Here is a 21645-nt window from a genome sequence, read left to right as displayed (position 1 = left end):
CTGCTTTTTTGGCTACATAACTGAGTTAACCTTCTATCTGGATATCCGCGGAGTAAATGTTATGAATTTCCCCTGCTGAATCCTCTATTAAAAGAACTCCGTCTTCAGTAATCCCGGTGGCTTTCCCTTTGATCTCCCCAGTTAGGGTCCTTGCAGTGATCTGTTTACCGATGCTTATAGCGTAGCTTTCCCACATCAGCTTAATCGGAAAAAAGCCTTTTTCGAGATAAAGTAAATACAATTTCTCCAAATTTTCTAGTATTGTCCGAATCAATTTTTCCCTGTCTATTATATTGCCGGTTTCTATAGCGAGCGACGAAGCGTTTGTTCGGATATCTTCAGGAAAATCTTCTATACTTGTATTTACATTGATGCCGATTCCGATAATGATTGAATTAATTCGATCTGATTCAGCCTGAAGCTCGGTAAGGATTCCGGTAATTTTCTTGCCGTTAATGAGAATATCATTCGGCCATTTTATTTCAGGCAATAAGCCTGTTACTTCCTCTATAGCCTGCACAACTCCTACTGCAGTAATCAACGTCAGCTGCGGAGCCTTCGGGATAGGGATTTTCGGCCTGAGGATGAGGCTCATCCATATACCTGTATATTTGGGAGAATGCCACTTCCGGTCCATTCTCCCTCTGCCCGCAGTTTGTTCTTCGGCAATCACCACAGTTCCCTCTTCGGCATTATCATAAGCTAGTTTATACGCAATTCTTTGAGTGGATTCCACGCTGTCATGATAGTGCAGATTCCTGCCTAAAATTTTTGTGTTTAAGCCAAGATTTATTTTATCTGCAGACATATTGTCAGGGATTGAGATAATTTTGTATCCTTTTCTTCTGACCGCCTCAAATTCAAAACCTTCCTTTCGAAGCTCCTCAATATGCTTCCACACCGCAGTACGTGTACAACCCGCAATGTCAGCCAGATGTTGACCGGATAAATATTCAGTTTCATTTTTTGTAAAAGCATCTATCAATTTTTTTCTGATCTCAGATTGGACGCGTTCAGCCATTCCTTTATTTTCTCCTTCTCATTTGGCACGATGCCATAGATTACAGAACGTTCGATTTCCTCAAGAAACTCGCGCAGCCAGGGACCAGGCTGTTTATCCAGCAAGTCCATAACATCAACCCCCGTTACGCTCAATTCTCTTCGTTGCTTGATCGGAAGCCGCCCATGCAATTCCCTGATTTTTTCGATGCTGCCAACAATATTTTGCAGGGACGCAAACACCATTTCAGCGCTAATTGCATTTTCCAATCCTGCGTTATAAACCAATTCCAGATTCCATTCATTTTTAAGGCGATGTAATAACAACCCATGAATTTGTTTAATCCGTTTAATCTTCTGGACTGGCAGCTTCCATTCTCTCAGGAACCCTTCAATTTCTTTGTCTTTCAAACCTAATTCAAATACCAGCAGTACCCATGATTCCGCCAGTTGGAAATTCTCTCTTAGATGTCTTGAAAAGCGTATTACTTCATCACATTGACCTTTCAATCCTGGCAAATATTGAATCATGCCACTATTCGCCAGCAATTGGACTGCTTCGCTCCTGGCTGGCCCCTTAAGCAATTTTTCGAATTCAACAGTTTTGCGTTCTACCGCTATGTTCTCCAGTAGATGACAGTGACCTGTGAGCGATTCTAAAGTCTGCTTTTCAATCGAAAAAGATAATTGTGACTGAAATCTAACAGCCCTAAGCATCCTCAATGCATCTTCACTGAAACGTTCATCTGGATTACCTACTGTCACAATTTCTTTTTTGTTTATCGCTTCTTTGCCCGAGAAAGGATCGATAATGTTTCCTTCTTTGTCCATAGCCATCGCATTCATCGTGAAGTCACGTCGCTGCAGGTCCTCATTTAATGACCGAATGAAAGAAACCTTATCGGGTCTGCGGAAATCTGTGTAGTTTTCTTCGGAACGGAATGTCGTTATTTCATAATGTTCGCCTTTATAATGGACGAGAATTGTTCCATGTTCAATTCCCACATCATTGGTTTTAGGGAAAATCAGTTTTAACTCCTCAGGTAACGCTGAGGTTGCGATATCAACATCGGATATTTCCCGACCGAGGATTTGATCCCTGACAGAGCCGCCGACAAAATACGCTTCAAACCCAGCTTCTTCGATTAATTGAAGGACAGGTACTGCCTGTCTGAATGGCTGACCAATCATAGTTGACCCTGCTCGACGATACTATAGTAGATACTTTCATATTCTGATACGATTCGTTCAGCGCTGAAGCTTTTTTCTGCCCTTTCTACCGAGTTCTCAGCAAAACGCTTGTGGATTTCAGGATTTGATAGTATATTAACAGCTTTTTCTGTTATCTCTTTGATATTTCCTAATTCACATATGTAACCCGTCTTACCGTCCAAAATCACTTCTGGAATCCCTCCTACATCCGTACCGATACATGGTACGCCGCAAGCCATAGCTTCTAAAGCTACCAATCCGAAGCTTTCTTTTTCTGAGAGGAGAAGCATCAAGTCACTTAAGGAATATAGTTCTTCTACCCTTTCCTGTTTTCCAAGCAGCAGGACTTTGTCTCGAATCCCCAATTCACTTGCAAGATTGCATACAATCTTCATTTCTGGTCCATCCCCAACAAGCAAAAGCTTAGCCGGCATTTTTTCTGCGATGCCTGCGAATGCTTTGATCACATCTGGTACTCTTTTAACAGGCCGGAAGTTGGATACATGGATGACCACTTTCTCTTCAGGAAGGATTCCATATTCCCTCCTGAGATCAGAAGAATCAATGCGTTTGTTGACACGAGTGTCTATGAAGTTGTACACACAGCCAATTTCTTTGTCCGGTTTGATCAAGTCATAAGTCTGCTGGATAAGAGAATTAGACACAGCTGTAACGTAATCCGATTTTTCAATCCCGAACCGTATGGCATCAGTGAGTGATGGATCGTATCCAAGTACGGTAATATCCGTACCATGAAGAGTAGTGACAATCTTTAGATCTCGGCCGCTCATCTGGCGAGCCAAAATAGCACAGACAGCATGTGGAATCGCGTAATGGACGTGAAGAACATCTAAATTCTCCAAAACTGCGACCTCGGCAATCTTGCTTGCAAGAGCAATATCATATGGAGGGTATTGAAAGACAGAGTATTGATTGACCTCAACCTCATGCGAATAAATATTTCGGTACATTTTTTTCAGGCGAAAGGGAAGGCTCGAGGAAATGAAATGAATCTCATGACCTTTCTCCGCCAGCAGCTTCCCGAGTTCTGTTGCGACAACACCAGAACCACCTACCGTCGGGTAGCAAGTGATGCCAATTTTAAGTTTCTTCATTTTCCTTCCCCTAACAAATCCTTGTGGATTAACAATGGTTTTTTGGACATGAAGCCTTCGGCATATGCGACGCCGGCTTCCTTGCCGAATAATTTCTCGCGTGCTTCGACTGTTTCGATGTAGCCGTTCACAAGAGGGGTGTCAAAAGTGCCTGCCCCTTGCATGAACTGGCTTTCATAAGCATTTAGTGCATTGATTTTTAAATGGATATAATCCGATACATCAACTAAAAAATCAGGTTTATGGAATCCATTGATCATATAAAAATATAAAGCTTTTGGCCTGTGTGGCTTCAGCCCGTTCTCTTCATCATATTTTCTTACTGCTGCCGAAAAGACCGCCTCCTCAACAAGGCGGGCACAGCTGCCATGGTCAGGATGACGGTCATCAAAATATGGTGCAAAAACTATGTCCGGAGTATTTCGCCTGATCACTCTAACAATTTTCCTTATGTATTCTTCTTTTAAAAATAAGCCTCTGTCTGGCATATCAAGTGCTTCCCTCATCTTCACTCCGAGAATGCCGGCTGCTTCATTTGCTTCACGGCTCCTAATCTCTACTGTTCCGTTTGAAGACATTTCCGCTTTGGTCAAATCACAAATCCCGATAGATTTTCCTTCAGCAGCATATTTTGCAATTGTACCGCCCATCCCGATTTCCACGTCATCAGCATGTGCACCGAATGCCAGAATATCAAGCTTCATTTCTTCCATGTTCATCACCAGTTTCTTCTTTCACTATATTTCGCCAATCAAGGTCTCCTCTTTCAATCCCTTTTACGAGAATCTCCGCTGTTCCCATATTGGTCGCAAGCGGAACAGAATATACATCACATAGCCGAACGAGAGCAGTCACGTCAGGTTCATGCGGTTGGGCAGTCAATGGATCCCTGAAGAAAAATACTGCATCCATAAGATTATTGGCAATCCGTGCACCAATTTCCTGGTCACCACCAAGAGGACCGGATTGAAACCTTGTTACTTCCAAGCCAGTTGCTTCAATAATCCTCAAGCCCGTTGTCCCGGTTGCGAATAATGTATGCTTTTTAAAAATCTCCTTATAAGCGACAGCGAAACCCACCAGATCATCTTTCTTTCTATCATGTGCAATTAAGGCAATGTTCATGGTTTCTCCCCTATTCAATGATATTCTCTAATCCGTAAACAAAAGCATCCATTTTCATTACAGTATCTACTGCAAGTTTGACTCCAGACATAAAGGAACTTCGATTGTATGAATCGTGGCGGATTGTCAATGTTTGTCCATCAGCACCGAATAATACCTGCTGGTGGGCAATCAGCCCAGGAAGCCTTACTGAGTGTATGTGCATACCTTCATAATCCGCACCGCGGGCACCTTGGATAGTTTCCTTTTCGTCAGAATGTCCCTGTGTTTTCGGCTCACGCACATCAGATATCATTTGTGCCGTTTTCACTGCTGTACCAGAAGGCGCATCGAGCTTCTGGTCGTGGTGCAGCTCAATGATCTCAACGTCATTGAAATACTTGGCAGCCATTTGCGAGAATTTCATCATTAAAACGGCTCCGACTGCAAAGTTTGGGGCGATAATACAACCTGTTTCCTGTTCAGTGCACAGTTGTTCAAGTTCTTCAAGGTCTTCCTTACTGAACCCTGTTGTCCCTACTACTGGGCGAACTTTGTATTTCAATGCGGTCTTTGTATGGAACATGCCTACTTCAGGTGTAGTCAGGTCAATAAGTACATCTGGCTCAACTTCCTGGAGACATTTCTCGAAATCTGTATAAATTAAGGCATCACTCGCTGGAAAGCCCTCGAGCTCACCAACTTTCTTTCCTTCAAATTTTCTGTCAACTACTCCTACGAGTTCATATGTATCCGTCCCAAGCACCATATTGACAGCCTCTTTACCCATTCTTCCTCTTGGTCCTGCAATAACTATCTTTACTTTCTCCATATATTTAGTCTCCTTTAGCTGTCTTTTCTCGTCCAGCGGTCTTTGTCCCTTGTATTGAACTTTTCCATGACCATGTTATGTGCTTCTTCAAGGTCTATATTTAAAGAGTTGGCAAAACAAATCATCACAAATAGCATATCTCCCAACTCTTCTTCAATTGTCTTTTCTTTTTCATCATTTTTCTTCGGCTTCTCGCCATAATAATGGTTTACCTCACGAGCCAGCTCCCCGAGCTCTTCGGTCATGCGTGCAGTCAAAGCCAGGGGACTGAAGTAACCCTCTTTAAATTGGCTTATATATGTATCCACTTCCTGCTGGAGTTCTTTCATCGTTTTCTTTCCACTCAAGAAACTCACCCAACCTTTTTATGTATGTTTATCTATATCGATGTTAGCTTAATGGAGGTACTTTGACAAATATTTTTATTTCAAACTATTCATAGGCAATCACTTATAAAGCTTTTTTCCACCAAATACTCTCAACACAATACATGGCTTGGAACATAGAAAATTGCGACTCTTTATGCCCTCTTCTGTAAAAGATTGCCCTTGTTGGTTATATTTTATATAATATAATCGCTTTACCAGGTAATTTTAGTCGTACTAATTAGGAGGAATAAATCGTGCTTAACGGCTTAAAAATCAAAAACATCTTATTCATTTTGCTTGGTGCGGCTATTTTCTCATTCGGCCTCGTTCATTTCAATATGCAAAATAACCTCGCAGAAGGTGGTTTCACCGGAATTACACTTTTGCTTTATTTCGTATTCGGATGGTCTCCTTCCATTACTAACCTGTTATTGAACCTGCCGCTTTTTTTCATAGGCTGGAAGCTGCTTGGCCGGAGTGTATTTATCTATACAATTATAGGCACAGTAGCCGTCTCTATTTTTTTGGGCATATTCCAAAAATATCAAATCGAGATGCCATTATATGAGGACTTGTTTTTAGCGGCCTTGTTTGCGGGTGTGTTCATTGGCATTGGTCTTGGTATCATATTCCGTTACGGCGGAACTACGGGTGGAGTCGATATAATCGCCAGACTGGCACAGAAGTATTTTGGTTGGACAATGGGCCGGACAATGTTCATGTTTGACTTTGGTGTCATTACACTTTCACTTATTACATATTTGAACTACAGGGAAGCGATGTATACACTTGTGGTCGTTTTTATAGGGGCCAGGGTGATCGATTTTATGCAGGAAGGTTCATACGCTGCTAGAGGCGCGATGATCATCTCGGAAAAAAATGAGGATATTGCAGCGAAAATCATGAAAGAAATGGATCGCGGAGTCACGAGCCTGAAGGCTGTAGGCTCTTATACGAAAGCGGAAAGAGATGTTTTATACTGCGTGGTCGCCAAGAATGAAATCGTCCGATTGAAAAGTGTCATTAATTCAGTGGACCCACACGCATTTGTATCGGTTACCGTTGTCCACGATGTACTGGGAGAAGGATTTACGCTCGATGAAAACAAACTTCCTTTGGAAAGATAAAAAAAAAATCCGGATATCCGGATTTTTTTTTATTCTTCACTAGTCATGCCTGTGTAAATCATTAGTAAACGAACAAGTTCAAGTACTGCAACAGCTGCAGCAGCTACATATGTCAAAGCAGCAGCATTCAATACCTTCTTCGTTTCCCTTTCTTCATCATTCCTGATGATCCCTGCTGAAACCACTTGGTCCATTGCCCTGTTAGAAGCATTGAATTCAACCGGCAAAGTAACCAGTTGGAACACAACAGCCGCGGCCATGAAAAGGATACCAAGTAATAGCAAGCCGCTTAATTGAGCAAACATCCCAATCAAGATCAAGATCCAGGAAAAGTTTGAACCTAGGCTTGCCACTGGAACAAGCGCATGACGGAACCTGAGGTACGAATAGTCTTCAGCGTCCTGAATCGCATGTCCTACTTCGTGAGCAGCAATTGCAGCTGCTGCTACTGAATGGCCGAAAAAGTTATCTGAAGATAAACGTACAACCTTTGAACGCGGATCATAGTGGTCACTTAAGTAACCTCTGGTTTCCTCGACGCCAACATTGTATAAACCGTTATCATCGAGAATTTTACGCGCCACCTCTGCACCCGTCATTTGGGACGATGATGCCACCTGTGAGTATTTCTTGTATGCTCCTTTTACCTTGAATTGAGCCCATAATGGGATCAAAATAATAAGCGCAAAATAGATTATTATAGACATCCAGTACCTCCCCTAACATCTCTTGCTGTTATCACTATTTTATAAATACTAGGATAAGGTGTCAATTCTTTCGTTCTTTTTGGACATTTTTCTTTTTATCATTATCACCATTATATTTTCTCCAGCCCACATAAGACAATGTAAGAATAATGATGCTACCAGTAGAAATCATTACCCACCACAATGATGGATCTGCTTCATCCTCCGTCATATCATCAAAGATATTCTGCAAATCCGATTCAAGTACTTCAAGTTCCTCCTGGCTGGAAGCTTCCTGGAGAACCTGGGGCCGATACTGATCGATAAAGCTGACTTTCGCATCAACTTTTTGGATTCTTTCCGGTGTGATGTCAATCTTCATACTTGGATAAATGACGTTATATAAAGACAGAAATGAATTAAGGTTCGAATGAAATTGATCATTGTCCCCTTCGTAAGCCGCAGTCTTCATATCATTGAAAACCGTCATGATCGGTCCTTCCATCTCAGTCCATAGAGGCTGGTGAGTGGAGGCAATCGCATCAATTACGAGCCTGAACTTTGTGACCCTGTTCATCCTCTCAGCATGTCCCAAATCAGTGTTAGCCACCGCTTCAACTGCTTCATCATGAGCCACTGTAATGATCCGCAGTTCATCCATAGTAAATGGGCGCCCATCTCCAGTGACTAACAAGAATTCTTCCGAGAAATGATTCAACAATCTGTTTGCATCATCATAACGGTGAAGTTTGACCATTTGCAGCGCTTGGTCGGATATATTGTCCAGTTCTTCAATAGGCGACTGTGGTTCTGCATATGCTGCAAACGGCGCAATCAATACCAAAAGCACCGAAATGAATATAAGATATTTTGCTCTCATTCCTGTCCCCCCTCTAAATACTATTAAAATGTATGAGAAGGTGGACAAGGTTAGACCAAAATTCAGGGGTTATCTTGACCTTTTTAGTGAAAGTGTGAATCGATCTGGCCGCAGCGCGAAGTAATACCCCACGGCGATTGAGAAAATACTTAACCAAAATGTAAAGTACCCAATCTGGTCCATGTACAAATCTAGTGTATGGTACCTTGGCATCATTTCAAAAACATAATCAACGATTTCATTATGAAGAAGTACAACCGCTGCTACAATCAAATGCCATGGTTTTATTCGATAAAAAGGAGCATATAAGACACCTTCCACTGCCATCGCAAAATGGGATGCCATAAGCATAAGCCCAATCCAATCGAGCTGTCCTGAAACGAAAAATACCATTAAATTCATGACAACCGCCCAAAGGCCATATTTGACTAAGCTAACGATAGCCAATGCTTCCATAAGCGGCCAGTTTTTTCCCATCAGGAATGCCCCTAAAACGAAGACGAAGAACAAACTTGCAGTAGGACTATCAGGTACGAAGAGAAGAAATTTCGGTGGCGTATCGACAAGCTGCCACTTGTACCAATAATACCCATAGGCTGTCCCTAAAACATTCACCCAAAATAACAGCCACAATACGGATCTATTCCCTAGCAAAGGGTATATTTTTTTAATCATTTTGATGATCTCCAATCCAAAGTTTTCTATCACTATTATTACAGTTTATAGAAAATTAGCCAAGTTTTCCTTGCCTGTTTTTTCAAAGGGTTTTTACTCATTCCCTGTCCAGTGGTTATCTCCCAAGATCACAATTGCGAGCTGGAGCTGATTTAAAAATACTAAATGTAGATATCCACAACTAAATAATTTTCTAATTTCCAAAACAATAAAAAAGAACCTGCAAGTTTTATGCAGGTTCTTTTAAATATTATTTGCTAAGGCCGTCGATGAATTCAGCAAGTGTCTTGAGTTCTTCGTCCGTACCTTTGAAGACTGCAGGCATGTTTCCTTTACCATTCTTGGCAACGTCAGCGATTTCTTCAGCACTCATTTTTGAATCTAACAAACTTGGTGCTGCAGCTCCACCGGCAAGTTCGCCGCCATGGCAGGAAATACATGTTTGAGCCTGTGCAATTTTGTATCCATCAGAGTTCTTGTCGATTTCGACATCCACAATCTGTCCCTGTTTCTTGGCTGCTTCCCAGTCATGGGTGGCAACAGATTCCCAAGTAAGGTAGAAAACTGCAGCGATTGATAACAGCATAAAGCCTGTCGCAAGCGGACGCTTAGACGGGCGACGCTCAGGTCCACGGTCAATAAATGGAGCAAGCATAAGCGCGCCAAATGCAAGACCCGGGATGACAAGAGCTCCAATAACTGTATAAGGACCAGAAGCATATGAATATTTAAGCAGTTGATATAAGAATAAGAAATACCAGTCTGGCAATGGAATATACCCTGTATCAGTCGGGTCGGCAATCCTCTCAAGCGGAGACGGGTGAGCAATAGTCAAGCTCAAGTATCCGATTAGGAAAACAGCACCAACCATCCATTCCTTCAATAGGAAGTTAGGCCAAAACGCTTCCGTTTTGCCAGGGTATTCCGAGTAATCTTTCGGAATATTAGGCTTACGTTCTGCAGGGACACGTGAGTCACCCACGAACTTCATACCTTTACCACGATGCATCGAGCAATCCCCTCCTTTTTCCGTTTCATTGGGCGAAATTCAATTCGCACAATCTTTTCATTCGAATTTTACAATGGACCAGAAATACCTTGCTTTCGAATCATCAGGAAGTGCGCTCCCATCAAGCCTAGTAGTGCAGCAGGCAGGAAGAATACGTGAATCGCGAAGAAACGAGTCAAGGTTTGAGCACCGACGATCGTTGAATGTCCGGAAAGCAATATCTTAATGTATGGCCCAATCAATGGTACAGCTTCTGCAATCTGCAATGTAACCTTTGTTGCGAATAATGCTTTCATATCCCATGGAAGCAAGTATCCTGTCAATCCAAGAGCTAACATTACGAAGAAAATTAAAACTCCGACAACCCAGTTCAATTCACGAGGTTTCTTATAAGCGCCTTGGAAGAACACGCGAAGCGTATGTAAGAACATCATAACGATGACTAGGCTCGCACCCCAGTGATGCATTCCGCGGACAATTTGTCCAAACGCTACCTGGTTTTGAAGATAATAAACAGATTCCCAAGCATTCTTGATGTCCGGCACATAATACATTGTCAGGAACATACCGGATAGAATCTGAATGACAGTGATGAAAAACGTCAGACCGCCAAAGCAATACACGAACGCAGAAAAGTGGTGCGCCGGGTTAACGTGCTCAGGAACCTCATGGTCTGCGATATCGCGCCACAAAGGCGTAATATCTAAACGCTCATCTACCCAATCGTAAATTTTGTTCAACAAAGATTACGCCCCCTTTCGTGGTTCGGCTTTTCCTACATAAAGGAACCCGTCTTTTTCTTTTGTTGGATATACATCCAATGGTGCCAACGGCGGTGTGCCCGGCACGTTTGTACCGTCCTTTTCATAAAGACCGTAGTGGCAAGGACAGAAGAACATATTCGGATTTTTCTTATCAGTATTCCAGTCTACAACACATCCAAGGTGTTTACATACTGGTGACAGGGCAATGATTTCCCCGCCTTCGTTCTTGAATACCCAAGCAGTTCCAGTTTCTTCAGATTCATACCATGCATCTTTTTGTGTGAAGCTAAAGTTTACTTTTTGCGGCTCATTAGTAATATCTGCGATCTTCAATGGAGTCGCGATAAAATCTCCCGCATCTTCACCCTTTAGTACAGGATCAACGGCAAAACGAACCATTGGCATCAGCATCCCTGCAGCCATGAAACCGCCTACACCTGTTAGAGTATAGTTTAAGAATTGACGTCTTGAAACACGATGCTTACTCACGCTATTCCCCCCTCTATTCCCAAGTTAAGTCCCCAACGGACATAATTTAAACACATTTTAAAACTAGGACATAACCATGATATATCAATCTGATTACAAAATCAATATAATACTATGTTGAAAACATTTTTTGCAGTGATAAAAATAACATCAAGATTAATCCTCTTGCCATTTCTCAGTGAACAAAGATAATAGCTGATTCACCTGGTCTTCTACAATGGCCACCTTTTGCTGCTCCTGCATATGCTCCAAAGACAATGACGGCAGCCATAACAGGTTACCGGTTAACTCCTTCTCTTGCTGTCTCCAGCTGCTGTCAGAGGTAACATAAAACACATGCTTGAACTGCTTGTCCAATAAAGTGGTTTCCCATTCCTCCAGGACTTTTATACTAGCTTCATGTCCTTTTATGTACACAAAATCAGGAAATAGGAAGATCCGTCCCTTAAACTGCTTTTCCAGCTGTGCAGTAAGGATTCCTATGAACTCTGCCATCGAGGCATTTTGTTTCATGTCATCCCCGAAAGAAACTGGCAATAGCGGCACGATTGCCGTGTCTACATATTCCGCAGCTTTCTGGTACATCTCTACATCTGCTGCCACCCATTTCATAAAACCAACTCCATCATTCTATTAGGCTCTTGTCGTTTCTACTTAAGTAAGTAATATAAGTACTCTATGACTGAAAGCCCCGCCATTCAATCCATCCCTATAATATCATGATTAAAACTCGTTTTCGAATGGTTTGTTAGGTTTGGACATTTCCGTGGTTCTACCTTTTGGTTTTGTCCGAAGTAAGGGCGGGTCGGACATTTCCACGGCCATTCCCTTGGGCTTTGTCCGAAGTAGGACCAGGTTCGGACATTTCCGCGGCTCCTCCCTTATGTTTTGTCCGAAGCAGGACCAGGTTCGGACATTTCGACGTCTACTCCCTTGGGTTTTGTCCGAAGCAGGACCAGGTTCGGACATTTTCCGAACCCCCCGTTCAGTTCTTGTCCAAAAGAAAAGGGTTTTGACCCAAACCAACGACTCAGCCACAAAACCAGGCAAAATAAAAAGCCTGCTATCAAAAGCAAGCTATAACGAATTGACTGCGCCCAATCTTTTTAATTGTTCTGTAAGATGTTCGAAGGCTTCCTGGTCCTGGCTGTCCAGTGCTTCATCAATCAAGGTAAGCAATTTGTCTTTTTGGAATTTTTGAATACTCTCCTCAAGAAATCTCTCTGCTACCATCTTGTCACTTTCGCTGATTTGGAGCTGGCCTGGAACATAAGGGTTTTCTTCCAGCACGGCCGCAAACTGGTGGGCTTTGTTTGAAGCGTGGAAATTTAGTTGGATGTAAATTTCTTCTTCCCTGTTCAAACGAATGTCGTGGAAAGACTTTTCAGCGTCTGTCGTCATCACGTTTTCTTTAAAGAAGCGGAATGGTACTTCATCCACGCAATGGGTCGACATCACTAATCCCCTTGGACAATATTGTGCATTTTCCACAAAGTGCACCTTTTCCATCAGCTGGTCATGGCTCATCAAGTAGTTAAGGATCCAAACGCATTCCCGCCTTTTAAGCTGGTAATGGTTTAAAAACCAGCGGATAAAATCCTTTTTCTCGTTGACAGATACAGGGGTTGTCATTTTTGAATCCCTCCTCTGCATAACTCAAATTTTTTGTTAAGGTTACTGATTCTCCGTCATGCGTTCCAACAATTCACGAAATTCTTCATTGCCAGGTTCTTTTTCAACTAACTTACTAAAAATTTCGGCGGCGTCGGCCATTTTTCCTTCTTCAATTAAAAAATATCCGTAGTCTGTCAAAAATTCTTTGTTGTCTTTAAAGAAAGTATATGCGAGCTGGTATTTGTTTAATGACTGTGAAAAATCTTCAATTTGCTGGTAAGCAACTGCCTCATCCCAAAGAATCTGTGGTTCCTCTTCTTCTTCGTGTATGTCTGCTGCACGTACAAGCTCAAGTACATCTTCATAACGTTCCTGCTTGAGCAGCAGTTTGTTCAGGACAAGGACTCCTTCCATGAACTCTGGATCAAGAGCGATTGCTTCACGAAGTAATTTTTCGCCCGCTTCCTCATCGGGCATTTTCAAAGCTAATTTGCCACCATGAAAGTATAAGTCTTTATTGAACTCATCCTGCTCAATCCCCTGCTTCACTGCATCGAATGCCTCTTCGACCATTTCTTCTCGCTCATAAGCTTTGGCAAGATAGAGGTAAAGGGAATGGTATTCAGGATCAAGAGCTTTTAGTTCCTCGAACTTATCGATCGCTGTTTTATTATAGCCCGCCTGCAAGGCTGTAAAAGCAAAGCCGAACAATGTATTAATTTCCAGCTTTTGCTCAAGCGCTTTTTCATAAAAATGGAGTGCTTCCTCAAACGATCCGCCTGCACTTAACGCTTCGGCCATACGCTGGTTAATGTTCACCCCGCCAATCTCTTCATGTGACTTAAGCACCATTTCGTAATACTGGATGGCTTCAACAAGTTTCCCCTGGGAAGCGTACAGCTCACCAATAGCAAAATCGATGACTGGCTCCTCCGGTAAAAGCCTTTTGGCTTCAAGCAGCTTCTTTTCACTCACTTCAAACAGACCTTCCATCTGATACAGGTCAGCCAATAGAAGCAGTGCTTGAGGAAAAGAAGGGTCCTCTTCGTCTACCTTTTCAAGCGAAAGCATTGCCTCTTCCTCTTTGCCCATTTCGATCCGGGTCTCAGCGAGCAAAACATGTAGTTCGCCCTCATCGGGATAATTCTTCAATAAACTCTCGATTAAGGCCTCCGTTTCTTCCATGAAACCAAAGCGGAATAACTCCTCTGAAAGCAGGAATTTTTCTTCGTCGCTGCCATTTTCAAGTATTCTTTGATAAGCAGCCATTGCTTTTTCTAGCTGTCCATTTTCAATATAATTTGTTATTTCTTCTACTCCGACCATTTCAATCATCCTATCCTTACTTTAGGCAAATCTATAATTGCCAGTTTACATACAGCTGATTAACCAGCAATGCCTGAAGAGTTTTTTAGTAATTGTCTGTAAAAAATCCTGGTGTCTTAATTATAACATTCTCTCCCTTTCCTGGCCGATAATAAACCTCGGCACCCGCGCGAATGACTTTTCCCTTGTCCACAGTCACTGCAAGATGCTTCGATTGAAAAAACAACCCGTGCTCATCACGATATTTTGTTTCAGGGCTTATAGTGTAAAGATTATAGCTGAGTTCTCCGCCACTATGCAGATTTGATTTTTCAGGGAAGATTCCAGTCTTCTTTAAAATCGACCTTGACACAGGGCCTGGATTCGCTAAGTCTTCATACACCGCAGGAACCTTCTCTTTTTTCATCAAATCGCTCCAGGCATTGAGCTGCAGCTGCCTCCCTTTTTTATGCTTACTTTCAGGAAAGATTGGAATGATTGGACAGTTATAAGGAAACAGCGCTTCCTTAATCCATCCCCAGGGCATCCTATTCAAAGTGTCCATCTCGTCGATTTCCAGAAAAATCGCTGGGACTTTCATCTTCTTACACTTCCGAATAAATCCGGGATTCAATAATCGCGGCGGGATGCTGACCCCCAGAACAAAATCGATTGGGCTGTCTAACAAAGCACTTTGCACTTGCTTAAGCTTTTCTTCGAGCTGCCGTTCAAATTGAATCTTTGCTGTTGTAAATACAACCGTGCTGCCCTTTAGAATAAAATTATTCAGGTAATATTCTTTTCTCACTTTATAAGATTCTTTTATAGGGAGCTTCGTATCAAAGAGAACATGGGTTGGGGTCATTATATAGTTGTCTGCATCCATCCTCATGTAGTTATAACGTTCAAATTTGGAAGTTGTCGATATGATTCGCTGGTCCTCCACCAGCATACTTGTATCTGTGAAAGCTTGTCCCTTCAAGAGATGGACATTTTCTATAATGTATGCCATAAAACCACTCCTTTATCGGTCTTATGACAAACTATGCAGAAATTCCGAGAATATAACGACGGCAGTCCTTTTTATAGCGAAGGCAACATTTTTAAAAGGCAGAAGGCCATCATTTATCATGATTGGCCTTCAAAGCAATACTTTATTTATTTTCGCACCAGTGAATATAAGTCATCAAAAAAATCAGGATAAGAAACGGCGACCGCTTCACTTTGTTCGAGTGTGACATCCCTTTTGCAGAGCAGGGCAGCGATGGACAGCATCATTCCGATCCTGTGGTCCCCATGTGCTGATATAGTTCCGCCATCAAGGCTTTGTTTTCCCTGTATAATCATGCCATCATCTGTAGCCTCAATGTTTGCTCCCAGTTTCTTGAGTTCATTCACAACAGTATCAATTCGATTTGTTTCCTTAACCTTTAATTCTCCTGCATCCTTAATGACCGTCTTTCCCTCTGCCTGCGTTGCCAGCAAAGCAATGACCGGTATTTCATCGATTAATCGAGGAATCAGATTTCCTTCGACTATTGTGCCCTTGAGTTTAGAATGCTTAATTCTTATATCCCCAGCAGGTTCAGCAAATTCACCTTCGTATGGTTCGATAATGAAATCTGCTCCCATTGCTCTAAGCACATCGATTATTCCTGTTCTTGTCGGGTTTAAACCAACATTCCGGAGTAAGATGTCACTCCCCGGAACGATTGCGCCAGCCACCAGAAAAAAGGCGGCAGATGAAATATCACCAGGAACATTTATTTGTGCACTTTTCAGCTTTTGTCCGCCAGTTACCTTTACAGCGTCACCATCACGCTCAACTTTGCCGCCAAACTGCTTGATCATACGCTCAGTATGATCCCTTGTTTTCACTGGCTCAACAACGATTGTCTCACCTTCAGCCTGTAATCCGGCAAGCAAAATCGCAGATTTCACCTGCGCGCTTGCTACTGGCAGTTCATATGTAATTCCATTTAACTTTTGGCCTTCCACCGTCAACGGAGTGAATTCCCCATTATTCCTTCCGGTAATACTCGCTCCCATTTTGCCGAGAGGAAGAGTCACTCTAGTCATCGGCCTTTTGGCAATCGATTCATCACCTTCAAGGCTGGATTTGAAAGGCAATCCCGAAAGGATACCCATCATTAGCCTGATGGTTGTTCCAGAATTCCCGACATACAGCGTTTCCTCTGACTGTGCCAACCCATCCACACCTTTTCCGGTAACCGTTACAATGGATCCGTTCTGGGAAATATCAACACCGAGCTGGCGGAAGCAGGCAATCGTACTTAAACAATCTTCTCCGGGCAGGAAGTTTTCGATACGGGTGATTCCATTGGCAATAGAGCCGAACATGACTGCTCTATGGGATATTGATTTATCGCCAGGTACTTTAACCTGACCTTCCAAAGAGATTCTATTTGTTAAAAGTGTTTTTACGGACATATTTCTGCTCCTTCAGTCTACTTTGCAAGAGACATATCATAGTCTGTATTTTTCCCGATAGATTCCTTTGCCCTGGCACGGTCTTCAGGTGTCTGGAAGCTGATCACCAGGACGCCATAAATATCTTCACGAGTTTCTATGATTCTTATATTCGTTATACTGATGTTTTCAACCGCCAGGTATCCCGTGATCTCAGAGATCACCCCTGGATAGTCAGGAACATCCACGAACAGGTCATAAAAACTGGGGATAGCTCCTTTGTCGCTTAAAGGAAGACCATCCCGGTATTTTTTTGCCGAATCAAAGAAATCATAGATGCTATCTCTATCTTTAGTAACCAATAATTCTTTTACCCGTCCCATTTCATCTTGCCAGTCAGTTAACAGAGAAATAAGGACTTCCCGGTTCTGAAGAAGGATATCTCTCCACATCTGCGGATTGCTTGATGCGATTCTGGTGATATCCCTGAAACCGCCAGCCGCCAGGCGGTTGACAAGAGGATTTCCTTCATCCGCCCTTGACGCCTGGTGGACTAGGGAAGCAGCTATGATATGCGGAAAATGGCTGACCACCCCTGTAAGATAATCATGCTCTTCGGGTGATACATCCAGGAACTTTGCCCTCGTGCCAGAAAGCCATTCTTTTAGTCGTTCCACCGTCTCACTTCTGACTATTGTATCAGGTGTAAGAAGATAGAATGCATTTTCAAACAGAATTTTCTTTGCTGCAGCTACTCCGCTTTTATGAGAACCAGCCATAGGATGGCCGCCAATGAATGCAATTCCTTTTTCTCTCAAACTGGATGCCTTCTTTGCAATGTACCCCTTTGTACTGCCGGTGTCGGTAACAATGACTTCATCTTTAAGCTGCAATGATGCTAAAGATTCAATAATGCTTCCGGTGGTCAATACTGGTGTCGCTATAATGATTAAATCCGCCTTCGGAGCTTCCATTTCAATACTTCCAGCTGCCCGGTCAATGACACCGAGCATCATGGCCAGGTCCATTTGATCTCCGTCCGCATCAAATCCGATGAGCTTTGCCCCCGGATGCTGAGCTTTAATACACATCCCCAGAGAGCCGCCAATCAAACCAAGACCAATGATCAATACGCGGCCTTCCATAAATTCCACACCCTTATTTAGATATTACAGTATCAACATTCAAATATTGTTTAATAATCTCAATTACGCCTAGATTTTGTTCCATTGAGCCAATTGTAATTCTTACACATGTAGGGAATCCAAGCGCAGTCCCGGAACGGACGATATACCCTCTTTCAAGCAGGTATTGAAATACCTCTTGACCGTCCCTTTTAAAGTCAATCAGGATGAAATTCCCCTGTGAAAGATAATAACTCAATCCAGCACTATCACAGAATTGATAAAACTGCTCTAAGCCAGCCTGGTTTTCTTTTTTGCATTTTTCTACAAAATCCTGATCATCAAGTGCTGCAATGGCTGCAGCTTGTGCCAATGAGTTTACATTGAATGGCTCCCTCACAGGCTCAAGTGCAGAAATCGTGTCCTCGTGGGCAATTCCATAACCAACCCTGAAGCTGGCAAGGCCGTATATTTTCGAAAAAGTTCTTAGGATAATTAAATTTTGGTATTGTTTCAGCAATTTCAATGAATCATGATAATCTTCCGCCGTCACATATTCGAAGTATGCTTCATCCAGCACGACAAGCACATGACTTGGCACACGTGCCATAAAAGCTGTCAATTCTTCTTCGGTTATATAGACCCCCGTTGGATTATTCGGAGAGCATAACCAGACAACTGTGGTCCGATCATCAATAGCAGCAGCCATTCGATCCAAATCATGTGCACCATTTACCAATGGGATTTCTGTTATTTCACAGCCCTCAATAATACCGTTGTGTTTATACTGAGGAAATGTTGGTGCAGCCATCACAGTTTTTGTCTCAGGTGTGAGCAGTCCACGGGCAATCATCTGGATAATTTCATCTGATCCGTTGCCAAGAATGATCTGCCCTTCTTTTACACCCAGATGGTCTGCCAGACGTGTACGAAGTTCGGTAGCATAACCATCAGGATAAACTGAAAAATTCCCAGCATATCCTGCGATTTCGTTTTTTACTTTTTCTGAAGATCCAAACGGATTCTCATTTGAAGCTAATTTCACAATCTCTGATAAACCATACTGCCTTTTCACTTCGGAAATCGATTTACCAGGCTGGTATGGTTTTAACTTTAAAAGCTGCTCTTTCCATCTCATCTTATCCACCTCGACTATTCTACTCTTTAATCCACTATCTAATTAAAGCGATAAAGAACATGTATTTATCATACACTCTTTGGCTTTGCAGAAAAAGGATAAATTTATAAATCAGGTCTAAGTCCAGCAGCTCCCTCAAGATAAATGTGCTTGACCTCTTCCTGTGTTTTTTCAGTGTTGAAATGGATCATGACTCTGATACACTTCTGCAGCGAGCCGGGGACGGATAATTCTTGCATGCACATAACTGGAACATAGGTCCAGCCTTCCAAATTCCTTAAGGCCCTTGCCGGAAAGGCTGCATCCACATCATCAGTTGCAGAAATAAAAATTGATGCAACTTGATCTGGAGCGATATTATTGGAAACGATAGCATCTTTTAAAAGCCTTTCAGTCGCTGAAATAATTTCCTGCTCATCATTCCCGCTTACTGTAATAGCTCCTCTTACTCCCCTAATCATCATACTCCCCCTCTTCTACAAACTTCTTCAGGTTCATCATCAATATATCTTCCTTGACTTCGATGAGTGCAGGAACTCCGACCTTCTCTAGTAAAACGAAACGAATTGTATTGTTTACAGCTTTTTTATCCTGCTTCATTCTTTCGATCAGCTGCTCATTAGAAAGACCTGATGGGATTGATGTTTCATATCCAAGATTCTTAAGCCAGATTTTGAATGCTTCTATATCAAAATCAAGTCCAAGCAATTGTGTGCTCAACTGAAGGGCAAATAGCATTCCAATTGCCACTGCCTCCCCGTGAGTCACCTTGCCATATCCTGCTTCGGCTTCAATCGCGTGTCCCAGTGTGTGCCCAAAATTCAAAAATGCACGGATTCCCGTTTCTCTCTCATCCTCTGTAATAACGACCCCTTTAACTTGGATCCCCTTTGTCAAGAATTCAAGCATCTGTGAGTCATTCAATTTATCCAAAGAATGGATTTCTCCCCTAAGCCAGTTATAGAAGTTTTCATCGTCTATCAGCGAGTGCTTGATTACTTCAGCAAAGCCTGATCGGACTTCATGTTCAGGGAGTGTCTGCAGGAAATCCAGATCGTAAACGACAGCTTCTGGTTGATGGAATGCTCCTATCATGTTCTTGCCTAATGGATGGTTGATCGCCACTTTCCCTCCCACCGCACTATCGTGGGCAAGAATAGTGGTCGGGACTTGTATGAAGCGAATCCCCCTCATATAAGTCGCGGCGACAAATCCTGCTAAATCCCCTACTGCCCCTCCGCCAAAAGAGATGATCAGCGATTTCCTGTCAAGTTTATTTTCAAGAGCTGAAGAAAGACACTCTTTATAAACATCGAAAGTTTTCGCTTGTTCTCCTGATGGGACAATCTTCTCAAAAGTTCCTGCTAGAAAAGTATGTTCGTGGAATGAATCAAGATGATGCTTTGCGACTGTTTCATCAGTAATGACCATGATAGATGTATATCTGTCTTCGGCACCAAGTATAATTTCACGTAATTGCTGGATAGCACCTTTTCCGATGTGTACTGGATAGGATTTTGTACTTGTTTGGATATTCACTTGCTCCATCTTTAAAAATCCCTCGCAGTCCTTCTTTGCTCTTCGATTGATGCCTTCAATGTATCAAATCGATCAGCATAAAATTGGTCCACGATAGCAAAGGCAAGCTCCCAGGCAACAACGCTTTCCGCAACCACTGCCGCCGCGGGGACAGCACATGCATCAGATCGTTCGATACTCGCAGCAAAAGGTTCCTTGGAATCGATATCGACACTCATCAATGGCTTGTAAAGAGTCGGAATTGGTTTCATTACCCCACGGACAACGATTGGCATTCCCGTTGTCATCCCGCCTTCAAGCCCTCCAAGCCGGTTCGTTTTCCGGTAGTATCCGCGTCCCTCTTCCCAGGCTATCTCATCATGGACCTGACTGCCAGGCCGTCTGGCCGCTTCAAAACCGATCCCAATTTCAACACCCTTAAAAGCATTGATGCTCATAATGGCCGCAGCAAGCTTTCCATCAAGCTTGCGGTCATAATGAACATAACTGCCCACTCCAGCGGGCATTCCCTCTGCAATCACCTCGACAACACCGCCAATAGAGTCTCCATTTTGCTTAGCGTCATCAATTGCTGCCATCATTTTCGTTCCTGCATCAGCATCGAAGCATCTGACTGGGGAGGCTTCTGTTACTTCTTTGAGCTGTTCTAACGATGTGAAATCCTGCTTATCAGCTTTCACCCCGCCGATTTCCACAACATGGGCAACCAATTCGATACCCAGAAGCGACAGCAGTTTCTTTGCCGCAGCACCTGCTGCGACCCTGACAGTCGTTTCCCGTGCAGATGAACGTTCGAGAACATTCCTCATATCGCGATGCCCATATTTAATCGCACCATTTAAGTCTGCGTGACCAGGTCGGGGACGCGAAATCTTCCTTTTCACTTCGTCAGAGGATTGGTCGTCGAGCGGTTCCTGCCCCATAATCCCGGTCCAATGCTTCCAATCGTTATTCTCTACAACCAGGGCAATCGGCGAACCTAATGTATACCCGTGCCGAATCCCTGAAGTGATCTGCACCTGATCCTTTTCAATTTGCATCCTTCTTCCGCGGCCATAACCTTTCTGCCGGCGCGCAAGCTCTTTGTTTATATCTTCTGCTACTAGCGGCATGCCTGCTGGCATCCCCTCTATAATGGTTGTTAGCTGCGGTCCATGTGATTCTCCCGCTGTTAAATATCTCATACACTTTCTCCCTTCAACTCGCTAAAGGATTTGTTTTACTATATCATACAG

The 21645-nt window shown here is 42.9% G+C and carries 24 protein-coding genes; 1 reads left to right on the top strand and 23 read right to left on the bottom strand.

The window, feature by feature from the left end:
* Window positions 1–25: 25 nt before the first annotated feature.
* The 7 genes from ACH0QE_RS22730 to ACH0QE_RS22700 are packed head-to-tail and all read right to left on the bottom strand — an operon-like array spanning window position 26 to window position 5591.
* Window positions 26–1021 carry a biotin--[acetyl-CoA-carboxylase] ligase gene (locus tag ACH0QE_RS22730; RefSeq protein ID WP_415802707.1) on the bottom strand — a complete coding sequence of 332 codons (996 nt, stop codon included), beginning with the start codon at window positions 1019–1021 and terminating at the stop codon, window positions 26–28.
* A complete protein-coding gene (locus ACH0QE_RS22725) occupies window positions 982–2190 on the bottom strand; it encodes a CCA tRNA nucleotidyltransferase (protein ID WP_415802706.1) in 1209 nt (402 codons plus the stop codon). Before ACH0QE_RS22725 ends, ACH0QE_RS22730 begins: the two co-directional genes overlap by 40 nt.
* Window positions 2187–3326: an N-acetyl-alpha-D-glucosaminyl L-malate synthase BshA gene (gene bshA / locus ACH0QE_RS22720; protein ID WP_415802705.1), complete on the bottom strand. Its 1140-nt coding sequence runs from the start codon at window positions 3324–3326 to the stop codon at window positions 2187–2189. The genes ACH0QE_RS22725 and bshA overlap by 4 nt, the downstream gene beginning before the upstream one ends.
* Window positions 3323–4039 (bottom strand): bacillithiol biosynthesis deacetylase BshB1, encoded by a 717-nt coding sequence (gene bshB1, locus ACH0QE_RS22715; RefSeq protein ID WP_415802754.1) that lies wholly within the window; start codon window positions 4037–4039, stop codon window positions 3323–3325. The genes bshA and bshB1 overlap by 4 nt, the downstream gene beginning before the upstream one ends.
* Window positions 4020–4451 (bottom strand): methylglyoxal synthase, encoded by a 432-nt coding sequence (mgsA, locus tag ACH0QE_RS22710; protein WP_415802703.1) that lies wholly within the window; start codon window positions 4449–4451, stop codon window positions 4020–4022. The genes bshB1 and mgsA overlap by 20 nt, the downstream gene beginning before the upstream one ends.
* A gap of 10 nt (window positions 4452–4461) precedes the next feature.
* Window positions 4462–5262: a 4-hydroxy-tetrahydrodipicolinate reductase gene (dapB, locus tag ACH0QE_RS22705; protein ID WP_415802702.1), complete on the bottom strand. Its 801-nt coding sequence runs from the start codon at window positions 5260–5262 to the stop codon at window positions 4462–4464.
* A 14-nt stretch (window positions 5263–5276) separates the two neighbouring features.
* A complete protein-coding gene (locus ACH0QE_RS22700) occupies window positions 5277–5591 on the bottom strand; it encodes a nucleotide pyrophosphohydrolase (RefSeq protein ID WP_041964555.1) in 315 nt (104 codons plus the stop codon).
* 293 nt (window positions 5592–5884) lie between these two features.
* On the opposite strand from ACH0QE_RS22700, the gene ACH0QE_RS22695 reads away from it, so the two are divergent.
* On the top strand, window positions 5885–6757 hold the full coding sequence (locus tag ACH0QE_RS22695) for a YitT family protein (protein WP_415802701.1): 873 nt from the start codon (window positions 5885–5887) through the stop codon (window positions 6755–6757).
* Between the two features lie 29 nt (window positions 6758–6786).
* Here the strand turns inward: ACH0QE_RS22695 and ACH0QE_RS22690 are convergent, their stop codons facing one another.
* From ACH0QE_RS22690 to aroC, 16 genes are all read right to left on the bottom strand, one after another.
* Window positions 6787–7464, bottom strand: a complete 678-nt coding sequence (locus ACH0QE_RS22690) for a zinc metallopeptidase (RefSeq protein WP_415802700.1) — start codon at window positions 7462–7464, stop codon at window positions 6787–6789.
* 61 nt (window positions 7465–7525) lie between these two features.
* The gene (gene ypjB / locus ACH0QE_RS22685; RefSeq protein ID WP_415802699.1) at window positions 7526–8323 is read right to left on the bottom strand and encodes a sporulation protein YpjB; all 798 of its coding nucleotides are present in this window, start codon (window positions 8321–8323) and stop codon (window positions 7526–7528) included.
* Window positions 8324–8392: 69 nt separating this feature from the next.
* Window positions 8393–8995 (bottom strand): DUF1405 domain-containing protein, encoded by a 603-nt coding sequence (locus ACH0QE_RS22680; protein WP_415802753.1) that lies wholly within the window; start codon window positions 8993–8995, stop codon window positions 8393–8395.
* A gap of 253 nt (window positions 8996–9248) precedes the next feature.
* Window positions 9249–10007, bottom strand: coding sequence for a menaquinol-cytochrome c reductase cytochrome b/c subunit (locus tag ACH0QE_RS22675; protein ID WP_415802697.1), 759 nt, complete (start codon window positions 10005–10007; stop codon window positions 9249–9251).
* Window positions 10008–10075: 68 nt separating this feature from the next.
* Window positions 10076–10750 carry a menaquinol-cytochrome c reductase cytochrome b subunit gene (gene qcrB, locus ACH0QE_RS22670; protein ID WP_102263395.1) on the bottom strand — a complete coding sequence of 225 codons (675 nt, stop codon included), beginning with the start codon at window positions 10748–10750 and terminating at the stop codon, window positions 10076–10078.
* A 3-nt stretch (window positions 10751–10753) separates the two neighbouring features.
* Complete coding sequence (locus ACH0QE_RS22665; RefSeq protein ID WP_102263396.1) at window positions 10754–11260, bottom strand: ubiquinol-cytochrome c reductase iron-sulfur subunit; 507 nt, start codon at window positions 11258–11260, stop codon at window positions 10754–10756.
* A 156-nt stretch (window positions 11261–11416) separates the two neighbouring features.
* A complete protein-coding gene (locus tag ACH0QE_RS22660; RefSeq protein ID WP_415802696.1) occupies window positions 11417–11872 on the bottom strand; it encodes a YpiF family protein in 456 nt (151 codons plus the stop codon).
* A 465-nt stretch (window positions 11873–12337) separates the two neighbouring features.
* The gene (locus tag ACH0QE_RS22655) at window positions 12338–12892 is read right to left on the bottom strand and encodes a ReoY family proteolytic degradation factor (protein ID WP_102263398.1); all 555 of its coding nucleotides are present in this window, start codon (window positions 12890–12892) and stop codon (window positions 12338–12340) included.
* Window positions 12893–12934: 42 nt separating this feature from the next.
* On the bottom strand, window positions 12935–14200 hold the full coding sequence (locus ACH0QE_RS22650) for a tetratricopeptide repeat protein (RefSeq protein ID WP_415802695.1): 1266 nt from the start codon (window positions 14198–14200) through the stop codon (window positions 12935–12937).
* 85 nt (window positions 14201–14285) lie between these two features.
* On the bottom strand, window positions 14286–15191 hold the full coding sequence (locus ACH0QE_RS22645; RefSeq protein WP_415802694.1) for a hypothetical protein: 906 nt from the start codon (window positions 15189–15191) through the stop codon (window positions 14286–14288).
* A gap of 146 nt (window positions 15192–15337) precedes the next feature.
* Entirely contained in the window at window positions 15338–16630 is a 1293-nt protein-coding gene (gene aroA, locus ACH0QE_RS22640) for a 3-phosphoshikimate 1-carboxyvinyltransferase (protein WP_415802693.1), read from the bottom strand.
* Between the two features lie 17 nt (window positions 16631–16647).
* On the bottom strand, window positions 16648–17754 hold the full coding sequence (locus ACH0QE_RS22635) for a prephenate dehydrogenase (protein WP_415802692.1): 1107 nt from the start codon (window positions 17752–17754) through the stop codon (window positions 16648–16650).
* A 13-nt stretch (window positions 17755–17767) separates the two neighbouring features.
* Window positions 17768–18871 (bottom strand): histidinol-phosphate transaminase, encoded by a 1104-nt coding sequence (gene hisC / locus ACH0QE_RS22630; protein WP_415802691.1) that lies wholly within the window; start codon window positions 18869–18871, stop codon window positions 17768–17770.
* Window positions 18872–18975: 104 nt separating this feature from the next.
* On the bottom strand, window positions 18976–19332 hold the full coding sequence (aroH, locus tag ACH0QE_RS22625; protein WP_415802752.1) for a chorismate mutase: 357 nt from the start codon (window positions 19330–19332) through the stop codon (window positions 18976–18978).
* Window positions 19325–20419 carry a 3-dehydroquinate synthase gene (gene aroB / locus ACH0QE_RS22620; protein WP_415802690.1) on the bottom strand — a complete coding sequence of 365 codons (1095 nt, stop codon included), beginning with the start codon at window positions 20417–20419 and terminating at the stop codon, window positions 19325–19327. Before aroB ends, aroH begins: the two co-directional genes overlap by 8 nt.
* A gap of 2 nt (window positions 20420–20421) precedes the next feature.
* On the bottom strand, window positions 20422–21594 hold the full coding sequence (gene aroC / locus ACH0QE_RS22615) for a chorismate synthase (protein WP_415802689.1): 1173 nt from the start codon (window positions 21592–21594) through the stop codon (window positions 20422–20424).
* Window positions 21595–21645 lie beyond the last annotated feature (51 nt).

This window comes from Mesobacillus sp. (genome assembly GCF_047739415.1).
In the GTDB taxonomy this organism is placed as follows: domain Bacteria; phylum Bacillota; class Bacilli; order Bacillales; family Cytobacillaceae; genus Mesobacillus.
This window is presented reverse-complemented; position numbering and strand designations above follow the sequence as displayed.

Excerpts from the sequence above, each read along its gene's own strand:
- ACH0QE_RS22730 (WP_415802707.1), bottom strand. The coding sequence starts at position 1,021 with ATGGCTGAACGCGTCCAATCTGAGATCAGAAAAAAATTGATAGATGCT.
- ACH0QE_RS22725 (WP_415802706.1), bottom strand. The coding sequence starts at position 2,190 with ATGATTGGTCAGCCATTCAGACAGGCAGTACCTGTCCTTCAATTAATC.
- bshA (WP_415802705.1), bottom strand. The coding sequence starts at position 3,326 with ATGAAGAAACTTAAAATTGGCATCACTTGCTACCCGACGGTAGGTGGT.
- bshB1 (WP_415802754.1), bottom strand. The coding sequence starts at position 4,039 with ATGGAAGAAATGAAGCTTGATATTCTGGCATTCGGTGCACATGCTGAT.
- mgsA (WP_415802703.1), bottom strand. The coding sequence starts at position 4,451 with ATGAACATTGCCTTAATTGCACATGATAGAAAGAAAGATGATCTGGTG.
- dapB (WP_415802702.1), bottom strand. The coding sequence starts at position 5,262 with ATGGAGAAAGTAAAGATAGTTATTGCAGGACCAAGAGGAAGAATGGGT.
- ACH0QE_RS22700 (WP_041964555.1), bottom strand. The coding sequence starts at position 5,591 with ATGAAAGAACTCCAGCAGGAAGTGGATACATATATAAGCCAATTTAAA.
- ACH0QE_RS22690 (WP_415802700.1), bottom strand. The coding sequence starts at position 7,464 with ATGTCTATAATAATCTATTTTGCGCTTATTATTTTGATCCCATTATGG.
- ypjB (WP_415802699.1), bottom strand. The coding sequence starts at position 8,323 with ATGAGAGCAAAATATCTTATATTCATTTCGGTGCTTTTGGTATTGATT.
- ACH0QE_RS22675 (WP_415802697.1), bottom strand. The coding sequence starts at position 10,007 with ATGCATCGTGGTAAAGGTATGAAGTTCGTGGGTGACTCACGTGTCCCT.
- ACH0QE_RS22660 (WP_415802696.1), bottom strand. The coding sequence starts at position 11,872 with ATGAAATGGGTGGCAGCAGATGTAGAGATGTACCAGAAAGCTGCGGAA.
- ACH0QE_RS22655 (WP_102263398.1), bottom strand. The coding sequence starts at position 12,892 with ATGACAACCCCTGTATCTGTCAACGAGAAAAAGGATTTTATCCGCTGG.
- ACH0QE_RS22650 (WP_415802695.1), bottom strand. The coding sequence starts at position 14,200 with ATGGTCGGAGTAGAAGAAATAACAAATTATATTGAAAATGGACAGCTA.
- ACH0QE_RS22645 (WP_415802694.1), bottom strand. The coding sequence starts at position 15,191 with ATGGCATACATTATAGAAAATGTCCATCTCTTGAAGGGACAAGCTTTC.
- aroA (WP_415802693.1), bottom strand. The coding sequence starts at position 16,630 with ATGTCCGTAAAAACACTTTTAACAAATAGAATCTCTTTGGAAGGTCAG.
- ACH0QE_RS22635 (WP_415802692.1), bottom strand. The coding sequence starts at position 17,754 with ATGGAAGGCCGCGTATTGATCATTGGTCTTGGTTTGATTGGCGGCTCT.
- hisC (WP_415802691.1), bottom strand. The coding sequence starts at position 18,871 with ATGAGATGGAAAGAGCAGCTTTTAAAGTTAAAACCATACCAGCCTGGT.
- aroH (WP_415802752.1), bottom strand. The coding sequence starts at position 19,332 with ATGATTAGGGGAGTAAGAGGAGCTATTACAGTAAGCGGGAATGATGAG.
- aroB (WP_415802690.1), bottom strand. The coding sequence starts at position 20,419 with ATGGAGCAAGTGAATATCCAAACAAGTACAAAATCCTATCCAGTACAC.
- aroC (WP_415802689.1), bottom strand. The coding sequence starts at position 21,594 with ATGAGATATTTAACAGCGGGAGAATCACATGGACCGCAGCTAACAACC.